This is a genomic window from Filifactor villosus, assembly GCF_042652965.1.
Taxonomy (GTDB): domain Bacteria; phylum Bacillota; class Clostridia; order Peptostreptococcales; family Filifactoraceae; genus Filifactor; species Filifactor villosus.
Map to the genome: position 1 here is coordinate 85,299 of NZ_JBHSHL010000005.1, position 12,646 is coordinate 97,944.

General features: G+C 41.8%; 6 protein-coding genes. All 6 read left to right on the forward strand.

The genetic code is table 11. The annotated features are described in order from the left end of the window. Positions 1 to 106 precede the first annotated feature (106 nt). Positions 107 to 1,258, forward strand: a complete 1,152-nt coding sequence (locus tag ACFO4R_RS01880) for an amidohydrolase family protein (protein WP_379787285.1) — start codon at positions 107 to 109, stop codon at positions 1,256 to 1,258. Positions 1,259 to 2,320: 1,062 nt separating this feature from the next. After that, positions 2,321 to 4,414: a copper amine oxidase N-terminal domain-containing protein gene (locus tag ACFO4R_RS01885; RefSeq protein ID WP_379787286.1), complete on the forward strand. Its 2,094-nt coding sequence runs from the start codon at positions 2,321 to 2,323 to the stop codon at positions 4,412 to 4,414. A gap of 926 nt (positions 4,415 to 5,340) precedes the next feature. Beyond that, positions 5,341 to 6,168: a stalk domain-containing protein gene (locus tag ACFO4R_RS01890; protein WP_379787287.1), complete on the forward strand. Its 828-nt coding sequence runs from the start codon at positions 5,341 to 5,343 to the stop codon at positions 6,166 to 6,168. A gap of 252 nt (positions 6,169 to 6,420) precedes the next feature. Further along, positions 6,421 to 8,484, forward strand: a complete 2,064-nt coding sequence (locus ACFO4R_RS01895; RefSeq protein WP_379787288.1) for a copper amine oxidase N-terminal domain-containing protein — start codon at positions 6,421 to 6,423, stop codon at positions 8,482 to 8,484. A 243-nt stretch (positions 8,485 to 8,727) separates the two neighbouring features. After that, positions 8,728 to 9,834 (forward strand): TolC family protein, encoded by a 1,107-nt coding sequence (locus tag ACFO4R_RS01900; RefSeq protein ID WP_379787289.1) that lies wholly within the window; start codon positions 8,728 to 8,730, stop codon positions 9,832 to 9,834. 11 nt (positions 9,835 to 9,845) lie between these two features. After that, on the forward strand, positions 9,846 to 12,197 hold the full coding sequence (locus ACFO4R_RS01905; protein ID WP_379787290.1) for an O-antigen ligase family protein: 2,352 nt from the start codon (positions 9,846 to 9,848) through the stop codon (positions 12,195 to 12,197). The last annotated feature ends 449 nt before the right edge of the window (positions 12,198 to 12,646 follow it).

The window sequence follows — 12,646 nt, forward strand, 5'->3', positions numbered from 1 at the left end:
AATTATGCTATAATAAAAAGAGCTGTGAAAAGAGATGCAAGGCACAAGGAAACGATTGTATCTCATCGCCGGGGGTAAGGTAAACGATTAAGGGCGAGGTGAAAAAATGAGACTGTATAGCAACTATATTGTTTTGAAGGACAGTGTAGCCGAAGGAACTATCGAGATAGAGGGGGAGCATATCAAAGAAGTTCGGATCGGGGATAGACCTGAAGGGGAATTTCTCGACTGTACCGGAAAGTTCGTTATGCCGGGAATGATCAATATTCAAAGCCGGAACTTTGACCTTGGAGAGGCCGAACGCTATTTTAGTCAATATCCGATGCTTAGACAATTCAACCGTGTAGATCGAGCAAGTGCATTGTCGGGCATCACAACAGTCTATCACAGCATCGACATCGAAGAATTTCTCAGAGGCTATGATGGGGAACAGGCGGTTGAACGACTGAATAAACTACGTATCTATAAAGAAGAAAAACACCTCGTGGAACATAAGATCCACCTTAAGTTCAGAATCGGCGATATTCGCAATATCGAATTTATGAAACACTTGATCTCTAACGGATTGGTCGACCTCATCACTTATATGGGCAGTGTAAGAGGAGAACAGGAGTATTTTAAGGACGAGTACTTCTTGGAATATCTCAAGGAGAAGTTTGATATCAAGGACAGATTGGCTTGGGCCATTTTGGAGAGGATCAAAGAACGTCGCTTTGAAATAAATCAGGAAGAAATAGCTTATCGTTTCAAATATGCGGCCTCGGCGAGAATACCTGTTGCGACCACCAAGTACAGGCTCTCTGAGAGCATGGAGAAAAAATACAGTTCCAAGATTTCCATCATTTTGGATCCGGTCGAGCCGGAGGCCTTGGATTATGTTCAAAAGAATCATAAGTATGCCACCATCGATGCATCTAATCTCTGGGATCTCGATAAGATCTTAAACTATTCCTCGGGAGTTGCCAAAGGCAGTTTCAATATCCTCACCGCCTCACACAGCCCGGAAGACTTGTTGGAATCCGTATTTATGATGGCACAAGAGATCGGACTTGTCGAAACGGTCCGGATGGTGAGCTACAATCCCGCAAAGGCTCTTGGGCTTAAAGGTAAGGGGAGTATTGCGAAAGGAAGCTGTGCCGACCTTATCGTCGTAGAATACGACGGGGGTCTTCCTATGAATATGATGACGATATGTAGCGGCAAGGTGGTAAGCGAACTCTCTTATCGTTCGGGACAGACCGGGAGAGGCCGGAGGTAAGATATCTCCTTAAAAAATACCGTACAAAGAAGGAGTTGTACCCCCGGGCTTGTCAAAATACCAAAGAGAGAAAAGAGGAGGATCTCATCATTCGTACAAGTGGAATTAGGTGCCATTCGTGCAGCAATACGTATTTTTGTTGAAAACATAAAGGAAGATAGAGGGCGATATTTTCAAATGGAGAAGTATCGTCTTTTTTTGTTGTTGTCAACACATGAAGGATATGTATACTGTGTTCCGTTTGATACTATTCTCCAATAGAAGTGTGGTTATAGCTATTTTGCGAACACGAAAATTTGTGTATCTTCCACGGAGTTATAGAACGCTGATATCCATAATTCAAATAAATAATAGTATGAAATGCCGGGTATGAAACATATCTCCTTGCCGAAAAACCCTTCATAAAGACGATATGCTTTCAAGTAGTCCGTCGGTTCATCCTAACAGATAATAGTATTATACAACATATGGTATATAATATCGCAAAAATCAATTATCGTGCACTACATAGGTGGACTTAGACCGCATCTTAAAGTTAGCGAGAAACCCAAACCGAGTATCTTACAGGAAAAAAGTCAAAATGAAACAAATTTGTAATAGACATTTTTTACAAAATAGGGTAATATAGTAATAGAATTTAACTAGGAAAAACGAAAGTAAATAAGTAATCAATATGATTTGACCGATAACCGTCAGGTGGAAGGCGCAAAATCATATATGATTATAAGATATATGATTTGCTTTCTTAAATTCGGCGAAATCATGAACAGGGACATCTGTTCCTGTCAGGATGGCGGCGTACGTTCGGTTTCCTTATTAAATTCGATTCATGACAACAGGAAGGGCGGTTCGAATTCGCCATCATTTTGCAACCTGCTTCTACTGTGGGATTGAATAAGGTTCAGTGTTCATTACAGTTTTATTACATCGGGGAAAAAACGTTGACGGTAAAAAAGTGCAATGCTATAATCCTTCTATGTTAATTCGGTGATACACTGAATACAAGGGAGGGGGCCCCTAAGCCTTCAAAAACTATAATAATTTTTAAGGAGGAAACAAGAAATGAAGAAGAGACTTTCTTTATTGGTAGCGGTATTGATGATGCTTACATTGGTACCTGCTAGTGCGTTCGCTGTTGAAGCTAAGTACAGCAGTGTTGTTTCTGTTGACGACAGCGAAGGAACGGCTACATTCTCTGCAACTTTCAAAATCGAAGAAAATGACATCATCGGTTTGAAAGACGGTTCTGTAGCAGTTCAATTGGTAGGAGATGATGTAGTGTTCGAGACATTGAACATCGGTGTAACAAGTGCAACAGCAATTACACCTGCTACAAACTCTATCTACGAAGTTGCAAACTTGACTAAAGCTGAATTGGCACCCGGAAATGCAGCCGGACAAGTTTTGAAAATCAACGGAACAGTTAGATTCAAAAATGCGGTTGACGGCGAATACAAAATCATCTACGATTTGAGCGGTGTTGGTCTTCCGACATACCCTGAAAGAGTATTTGCTAAATTGAATGACAAAGATGGCGGATTTACAAAAGTAACAGGAACAGTTAAGAAAATTGCAAGAGGTAAAGGACAAGATGTTGCTCCTTTTGAAGTAACCGGTAAAGTTGGAGAAGAAGTTATTGTTAAACTTCCTTCCACAGACTTCAAATTTGAAGCAGGAACAAGAGTAACAAACGGAACGACTCCTGTGTTTGATCATGACAAAGGAACAATGAAATTTAACTTGACAAGCACAAAAGCTGTTGTTCAAGCAGTTCTTACTGTAACAAGAGATGCAGGAAAAGGCGATGTAGAATTTGATGTTAAAAAAGGTTCTGCAACAGATACAATCAAGGTAGCTGAGTATGTTGACTACGGCGTTACTATGGAATTGGTAAAAGCTCTTCAAGAGAAACTTGCTAACGGAGATACTTACAAAGTTGATGTTAAAGTTAAGACTTCTGACAGAGATTACCTTCCTAAAGTAATGGATTTCGAAGTTGAAGGCGCTGATGTTAAAGTTCTTAGCGCAACAAACTTTGAAGGAGATGCTGTTGGTGATTTCGGCGACAACTTTACATGGAACTCTCCTCAAGGGGGAGCAAACAACTTCACAGTTAAATTGGAAGTTGCTCCTGACTGGGATGCAAGCGGAGATGTAGTTCTTAAAGCTAAAGGTAGAGGAATGGATGATCTTTCTCTAGTAATCCTTAAAGTTAAGCCGGTTGCTGAAATGAAAGTTGAAACTAAAGAGGTTCTTGGTGGAGACTCTAAAGTTGCAGTAGCTGACATCGTGATCACTGAAACACAAGGCGGAGCAATGAAGAACGGAACAGTGTTCGGAGTTACTTTGACAGGATTGAAATTTGCTGATGAAGTTAAATTTGATGTTAAAGGTAAAATCGAAGCTGAAGGATTGACAGTTAAGTCTTATACTTTGGACAAAGCTGACCAAACATTGTACTTCACAGTTGCAACAAGATCTAAGACAGATGCACCCGGAAAGATCACATTGAAAGATGTAGAAGTTGTATCTACACGTGCATTCCCCTTCGGAACACACAAATTGACATTTGTTCATGTAGGTGAGTTTGTAAGCGATCCTGCAATGAAGCGTGGAAGCAAATATGCTTTGACAAGCAACAAGCATGCTCTATTGGATACCATCAACTCTGATGAGTTCATCAAAGTTGTTGACAAGATGAGCAAAGTTAAGAAAACTACAATCTTTACACTTGGTTCTGCTGACTATACAGTAGACGGACAAGCTATGAAACTTGATACTCCTGTATTCACACAAGACAACTACACAATGCTTCCTGTAAGAGCTATCGCTGATGCTCTTGGAGTAGACGTTGTATGGAACCAAGAAAACTTGACAGCTACCTTCATCGATGGAGATATCGTAGTATCTGTAACTCAAGATGCTAAAATGCTTTACAAAAACGGTAACTCTTATCCGATGGTAACAAAGGCTACTGTTAAAGCTGACAGAATGTTCATCCCTGTATCTTCTGTAGGAGATGCTTTTGGATTGACAAGAGATTATGACTACCTCTACAACAAAACTTCTAAAGAAGTAACAATCTATCCTAAGGCTATGCCTGCTGCAGCTGAAGAAGTAAAAGCAGAGGAAGTAAAAGCTGAAGAAGTTAAGTAAGTATCAAAAATCATAAATAAAAAAGGGGAAACAGAAATGTTTCCTCTTTTTTATTTATTACTTATTACCTGTTGTATTATCCGATGTAATTACACATTGAATTGACAGCTTGAATACTCTGATACTATTCTCTGTTTAAATTAACAAATATATGTGTGATACTATTCTTCCTTTGAGTTATGGATATAAACAATCTGTGACCATAGAAGATAAAGAGATTTTTCGCAGGTTGAAAAAAACGGATATATCCATACTTCTATTGGAGAATAGTATGAGTATTCTTTATGCTATTAGTCATTTGAGTTATAGATATCAGTAACCTGTATTCAACAGGAGACAAAACAGATTTTTGTGATCATAAAATAAATATAACCACACTTCTATTGGAGAATAGTATTAATTACCTTTGAATGCAGTTTAGGCATTTCGGTAAATAGCTTAATGATACTGTTAAAAAAATGTGGAGGAATACTTACGATTTGATTACAGTTAGCTTCAAAGAGGAGAACGGGTTGTAAAATGTAGTATAATAAAAGCGGGATATATCAGTGCAGTGACATACTGATATTTCTCCTTACTCAGCATCTTCGTTATAATGTAAAAGTGTTCCTAACATGGTTTGAGTTTATAGGAATATCAATGTGCTGTAATGGCAGGTCTTGGTTTGCGTATAGGTATGTTATTCTCTGCTTGAACTAATATCCCTTCTGAAAGTGCAAAAATGGTTTTCGTCCTTATTTGCAAACAAGGGCTATGTTATGCGATAAAGCTTTGAAAGACGGGGATAGAGAACAGGGATCTGCATCAAAAAAATTTTTGAATGCCCCGAAAGAGAAAGGATTGATATAGGGGCTCTCCACGGTGTATTTTCCAAAGCCGCACCTTGGGAGAATTGTTTGGAAGTTTTGATTTATAGGAGGTGGGTGATGAAACGAAAAATAATATCGGTAGGCTTGCTGCTTTTCTTTGCTGTTACACCTATGGTTATGGCAGAGGCAAGAAAGACCGGGCCTGTGTATGATGTAATGTCAAAACCGTATGTTTACTCGTTTAACGGAGATGTTAGACCCATGGGAGAGGAGTATCAGACCCTGGAGTATGATAAGAGGGCCTATGTTCCCATACGTTTTGTCGCTGAAGCCCTCAATATGAAGGTACAATATGACGAAAAGGGTCAGGTCATCAGCATCACCGCTCCGCCAAGGCCTGAGGTGGAGAAACTCTCTTGCCCTTACATTACTTCAAATGATAAGATTAGAGCCTTGGAGAAGAGGGTGGCTGAACTGGAAAAGGAAAACGGAGAACTGAAGAAGGAGCTTGATGACTACAAAACTTCTTTGCAGAAGCAAGCTATCGATACCGGCGTGAACAAGAACTATGCTCTTCTTCCTCAGTACAATATGGATGAAAACATCCGTATCAATATCAGAGAAGGCGGTTTTGTGAACGGAGGAAGGGATCTCTACCTCGATCTTCAACTTGAAAACGTGAGCAAGTATAGTGACGGAGTTAATTTACTTCCGACAGAGACCATACTTTCTTTGAATGGAAAGGAGTATCGGGCAACTGTGAATGAGGTCGGTGTGCCTCTGTATAACTTTATGAATAACAAGGAAGATACTTTGACAGGAGGACTTCACTTTGAGGAGGTATCTCACAGTTCAAAGGAATCCAAGTGCATTGCAAAGTTTTTCTATCAAAAAGAAGACGGAACCAAGAAAAGCCTGATGATACAATTCAAGATTGTAGAGTAAAATTTTGTTGAGCAATTCTGTCTTTTAATGGTATAATGTTGGTTAAAGAGACAGAAAACCAATTTTGGTTCGGTAATATGCTTTTTTGTTAATGCTATTCTCCGATTGGAGTATCATGGAAGCAAAGTATAATTGCTGAAGCGGTTTGAGTGGTGATAGGATTCAAGCCGTGTGGTTGATCAATTCAATAGAGGGTAGGATGCACAAAAAAGTATAAAATAAAAAATTTAAAGAAAAGAGAGGGAGTTACTTATGAGAAGGTATGCAGGAAAAGCGGCAGCAGCTCTGTTGGTTTTGGCCATGGTTCCTACAACGGTATTTGGAGCCGAGATCAATGTGAGCTCAAGAACGGCAAAACAAGACACAAATATGCCGTTCCAAGTGGTGCTCAATGCAAACAGTGCGGATATTCTTCAACCGGGAGCAATGACGGTATCCTTGGAAGAAGGAATGTTTCTTTCAGCTGATGTAAAGGCTACTTTGGGTGCAAAAGACTTGAAACCCCAACTCGTGGTTACGGAGAAGAGTATTGTAATTACGTTAGCTGAAGATGACATCGCCCTTGTTAAAGGCGGAGATAAGATTAACATAAGCGGGATCGTAGATGTCGACGGCCTTGGCGAGAAAAAACTTACCGTAGATGCAAACACGGTAGGACTTGGAAAAGATACTAAAGTATTTGCTGTAATGACGGAAGAAGATGCTTCTTTTGCAAAGGTCTTGAATAAGGTTCCCAGCGTGGGTTACCAGAGAGATACAGAACTTGCTCACTTTATGGTTTCTTTGAAATCCGGTGAAGAAGTCACTTTGACGCTTCCGAGCGGAGTGGAGTGGGATTCCACCGAGATGAAGAAGGCGGAGCGTGTAAGTGAGGCGACGGTTGTAAGTGTAGAGGGAAGAAAACTTGTTTTAAGAGCGACCGCCAATAAGGCTGTAATTGTAAAACCCTTTGTAGATATCGATGACAGCGCATCTCAAGATACGATAGAACTTGAGATCAAGGCACCTTCCAACAGTGCAAAACTGGTAGTTGGAAAGGTGGAAGAGTATAAGCCTGTGCTTGAAGTACAAAACGGAGTAAAGACGGAATTTGCAGGAAGTAAGGAAATTCCTGTTACTGTAGTTTTAAAATCTACGGGTGGAAGACTTCCTCAGACCTCTTATGTGGATTTCAAAGTGGTAGGCGGAACTGTCAAGGGAGAAGCAAAAGATGCAAAAGAAGTAGCGGATAAGGCTAAGATCCAAGATAAGAAGGGCAATCCCGTAGACGATTTCTCCTTCCGTACCAACGATCAGGGTGGCACGATGAAGCTGGATCTTAAGGTGACACCGGATGAAGATGCGGATGTCGTTGTTTTGGAAGCAAAGCTTAGAAATGCAGACCTCAAAACCGAGTTGGTCAAAGTTTCTCCGCGAGTAGGTCTTAGCGTAGATAAAAAGAATATTTCCGGAGGAGTTGTCAATGAAGAGGTAGGTAAGATTGTGATTGAAGAGAAGAAGACCAAAGCTTTGGAATCTTCCGAGATCTATGGAATCAAAGTTGCCGGAGGAAAATTCGATAAGGTACTTTTCGGTAAAGATGTAAAGGTCGATGCGGAAAAAGTAACGGTGAAAGATGCAAAACTCGGTAAGGATGAAGATGTCGTTCAATTCACTTTGAATAGAGCTTCCAGCGGTTCCGATATGGGTAAGATTACCATTTCGGCTCTGAAGGTGACAACTCAAAGAACGATTCCGAACGGAAACTATAAGGTGGTCTTCTTCAAGGCGGTCAAACCTTCCAAAGAATTGGACAGCGTGATTTTGGCGGATGGAAAAGAATATGGAATGGAACCGATTGCAAAAGAAGATTTCTTTACAATAGGTGCAGCTCCTGTTGTACCGACGCCGGTACCGCAGCCTCAACCTCAACCCCAGCCTGTTCCGCAGGTACAGACAAAAACGGTCTTTACTTTGGGTTCCAATAAATATATGGTAGGAGATGCGGAAAAACAAATGACCTCTGCCGTCTATACAAAGGACGGTTACACCATGTTGCCGATGAGAGTCGTGGCAGAGACCATTGGAGTACAGGTAGCTTGGGACAGCGCAAGCAAGACAGCGACCTTTACAAAGGGAGATACCGTAGTTAAGGTAAAATCCAACGGAAAAACCTTGAACAAAAACGGTGTAGACATCAAGATGAATACGGCGAGCCAAAACGTAAAAGGAAGCCTGTTCTTACCGCTGAGCTCTTTGGGAGATGCCTTCGGTTTGGAAAGAGGAACCGGTTATGTTTGGGTTCCTGCAACCAAGCAGGTTATCGTCATGCACTAAAAATATGATCTTTCATACAATAAAGATGGAAGGATAAGGATCAGAGGTCGAGAGAGTCATTCTTTCGGCCTTTGATTTTTTGTTTTTTTTACCGATTTGCAAAGATTTCTTAATTTTTTTGTGGTATTATTATACTATGCTTATAATACAGTTTGGCGCCGATCTTCTTATCGCTCATTTTTCAAATGATGGAGGCTCAACAGATTAGAAGAACGGAGCCCAATAACTTAAGGAGGTAGCATGATGATAAAAAAAATAATCCCTATAGTTCTAAGTTTGGCAATGGTTTGTACCACAGCATCTTATGCAAATCATACGGAAAAGAAGGAAGCCAAGCTCCTCACCTATGAAAAGGCGGTCGAACTTGCTGTAAAGAACAGTTTGGAGATAAAGAGGACAGAAAAACAGATATCCAAGCAGGAAACTTCGAATGAAGAGTTGGATTTTCAAGGAAGAATCCTGACGGATACCATCAACCAGAACCCGGAATATGATCAGATGATCGACAAGGTATCTTTCGGTTTGGAAAAATCGGTATTGGAGAAGGACTTCTATGAGAAGCAGGTTCGTTATACCAAGGTGGTTCTCGAGTTTGCCATTCGCAACCTCTTCAATGAGATCGATACCGTCCACGAGGAGATCAAACTCCATGATAAGGAGATCGGGATGCTCAAGAAGGAGATCGCCATTGCCGATGTCAAGAAGGAGAGGGGCTTGATCAGCAAATACGACTACAATGCTTTGAATAACTCTCTACAAGAGATGCAGAAAAATAAAACGCAAAAGTATTTGACTTTGAACAAACATTTGTTAGAATTAAATAAGTACCTGAATTTGAAGGACTTAAATGAATATTCCATCGTTGAAATCCCCTACAGTTTCAAACCTCTCAATCTGAAGGAAGAGGAGATCAAACTGAAGGGAATGCAGGCTTCTTCCGCAAATATGCAGGTTGCCGCGAAGGAACACGGGGTCAGCCTGCAAAAATTGATTTTGGACAGGAATCTGTATGAGGGAAGCAGGGCGATCCGACAGGCGGATGTCTACATCGATCAGACGGAGATTCTCAAGTTGAAGGAGGACATTCGCTCTGGAGTGGCAAGGGAGTACCAAAGTCTCAAACTCTTGCAGGAGAAGATAGAATTATTGCAACAGCAGAGGGAGATAAAGGTCGAAGAACTTGAGAATGAAAAGATCAAGCTCGTTGCAGGCAAGGTCTCTTCCTTTAGTCTGGAGAAGAAGAAGATGGAGCTGGAACAGATGGATGTTCAGATCCAAGAACTGATAAAGGCATATGAAACATCGAAGATCCACTTCAATCAAATCTACTTGACAGGATCTTCAATGTAGAAGGGAGAGTTATGAAAAAATCAAAACGAGTTTCAAAGAATAAAAACAAGAAAGGTTCGGAGCAGCCCGGTCTCGTTTCGGGAGCGGAACAGACAGAAAATACGGAGGTTGCAACCTTCAACGAAGAACCTTCAAAAGAAGCGGTTGATGTTGCGAACGAACCCGAAAAGGTCTTCTTGGATAAACCCGAAAATCCCGTTTCCTTGGAAAAGGACGAGACCGAGACGCTTCTTCCCTCAGAAGGAGCCCAAGAAGTTTCTTCGACATTGACAGAAGAGGTCAAGGAAGATCTTTCGGTGAAGGAGGATGTCAAGGCGGATTCTCCGGTGGAAGAAAAGGGGACGGTTTCTCTGACCAAGGATGAGACATCTTCTCCGACAGGGGATGCTGAAGCGGTCCCCGTACCTTCGATAGAAGAAACTGAGGAGAAGGATCAAGGTAAGAAGAAGTCGAAGCGGGAGAGGGATAAGGAGCAACAGAAGAAGAGCGAGGGAGAAAAACCCAAGCAGCAATCTTATGCCGTCAAGCAGTTTCTTATGGGCAGTGCCAACTGGGTGGGATTGCTTCCGATCGCACTTGTGCTGTCGATCGTTCCGCTGATTGTCTTTTTGAAGGTGCTTCCTCTGGAGCCGGAGATCGATGCTTATTGGTCGTCGGCCGGAGTTGTCTATGACTTCTTCTCCTACTACAAATCACTTGCCGTAATCGGTTTGGCGGGAGTGTCTCTGGTCTTTATGGCTCTGTTTCGACGCAAGGACAGATCGAAGAAGGATATCCTGCTCAGATTTGCCTTTGCCTTGGTCGCGGTCTACCTCGCCTTCAGTCTTATTTCTACTGTGATTGCCCTTTATCCCGGAGTTGCGATCTGGGGTGCGCCTGACAGAAGGGAAGGAATGATCGTGCTTCTTGCCTATGCGGTGCTGTTTATGTATGCGATCACTTCGTACCGAAGCGAGAAGAACAGAAAGATCATCTTTTGGAGTCTGTCCTTCCTGATGCTGGTGACAACGGTGATGGGGATCAGTCAATTCTTCGGTCAAGATCTATTACAGACACCCGGAGCGAGGAGCTTCATCCTGCCTCCCGAATACCAAAATGCGACCCTGAGTTTTCAATTTGAGAAGGAAAAGATTTATGGAACAATGTTCCACTACAACTATATGGGCAGCTTCGGAGCCATGATGGTTCCGTTCTTCCTTGTAATCGCTCTGTTTTCCAAGGAGATCTTCCGGCGTATTGTCGCTGCGATTTTGGCAATCTGTGCTCTTTTCGTATTGTTCGGAAGTACGTCAAGGGCAGGGATCGTAGGGCTTGCCTTAGTGGTGGTCTTCTTCCTTTTCGTACTTCTCAGACAACTGTTCCGCTATTGGAGGATCAGCTTGACAACCTTTACCATCTTGTTGGCCGCTGTGGCGATATTCAGCATTGCGACTCAAGGAGCTATCTTTGCGAGGATTCCGACCTTGTTGGAGGACTTGGGGATTGCGGGTGGAGTACAGCAGAACTTTGATTATCACGATCATGTACCCATTCGTGCGATCTCGGTGGACGGAAAACAACTTTTCCTAAGGCTTCAGGGTGAGCATATGCTCGTTGTCGACAATACGACGGGCAATATCAACCTCTTCGATGAAAAGATGGAATTGCTCCCTTATGAAAAGGGAGAAGACAAGATCTATAGAACTTCGGATACGAGGTTTGCAGATTTTTCTTACTCAAAAGGAAAGATTAAAAGGACAATAAACAGAACCGAAGAGATCGTCGATGTCCTTCTTCTGAAATATCTGGATCAGGATGTGTTGATCCTGAACTTGAGCAACCCGAGCGAAATTCGCTTCTATACACCCAAGTTTTATGAATTCACGCCGAAAGATGCCCCTTATATCGGCTTTGAAGGCAAGGAGAAGATCGGCTCGGCACGTGGTTATATCTGGTCGAGATCCCTTCCTCTGCTCAAGGATACGATTATAGCGGGCTACGGTCCCGACACCTATATGCTTCACTTCCCGCAGGGAGATATTTTGGCGAAGTGGTATGCTTACGGTACGCCGAATATGACGGTGGACAAGCCTCACAACTGGTATCTCCAGGTGGCGATTAACCAAGGTTTGGTTGCTCTGGCGGCTCTGTTGGTGCTCCTGCTCCTCTATGTGATAGACAGTATTCTGCTCTATGCCTTCCGCAAGGAGTACAGTGAGACGGAGGTCTTTGCAATCGGACTTTTCTTGGCGGTGATCGGATATATGGGAGCAGGGTTCTTCAATGATTCCGTGGTTTCGGTAGCTCCTGTCTTCTGGTGTCTGTTCGGTTTGGGCTTCGGTGCCAACTCCTGGGTGAGAAGACTGAGAAAAGAGGAAGCTTAGACCGATATCGAAGTCTTTTAAGCGTGAAACCGCTCTTGTATGAATATCTGCTATATAAGGTATCTGCCGGGAGAAACATCTCGGCAGATATTTTTTGCATAAGAGAACTTGGATTTTTCTCAGTGGAGATACTATAGAATCCGGTTGAAATAGAAACAACATAAATGATACAAACAGTAATGCTATTCTCCGCTTAAAATGTCGGGTATATAGAATGTACAATTGTCGAAAAACAATTTGGAGAATCATATAGTTCAAAGTATTCCACCTGTCAATTCTAATAGTATAATACTATTATCCGATAAAAGTGTGGATATATGTATTCTGTGATTATGAAAATCCGTTTTATTTTCTATCCGTTACACAATATTTATATCCATAACGCAAAGGAATAATAGTATAAAATGTCGGGTAAACAGAATATATGTTTGTCGGAAACATTTTGGGTA

Excerpts from the sequence above, each read along its gene's own strand:
- ACFO4R_RS01880 (WP_379787285.1), top strand. The coding sequence starts at position 107 with ATGAGACTGTATAGCAACTATATTGTTTTGAAGGACAGTGTAGCCGAA.
- ACFO4R_RS01885 (WP_379787286.1), top strand. The coding sequence starts at position 2,321 with ATGAAGAAGAGACTTTCTTTATTGGTAGCGGTATTGATGATGCTTACA.
- ACFO4R_RS01890 (WP_379787287.1), top strand. The coding sequence starts at position 5,341 with ATGAAACGAAAAATAATATCGGTAGGCTTGCTGCTTTTCTTTGCTGTT.
- ACFO4R_RS01895 (WP_379787288.1), top strand. The coding sequence starts at position 6,421 with ATGAGAAGGTATGCAGGAAAAGCGGCAGCAGCTCTGTTGGTTTTGGCC.
- ACFO4R_RS01900 (WP_379787289.1), top strand. The coding sequence starts at position 8,728 with ATGATAAAAAAAATAATCCCTATAGTTCTAAGTTTGGCAATGGTTTGT.
- ACFO4R_RS01905 (WP_379787290.1), top strand. The coding sequence starts at position 9,846 with ATGAAAAAATCAAAACGAGTTTCAAAGAATAAAAACAAGAAAGGTTCG.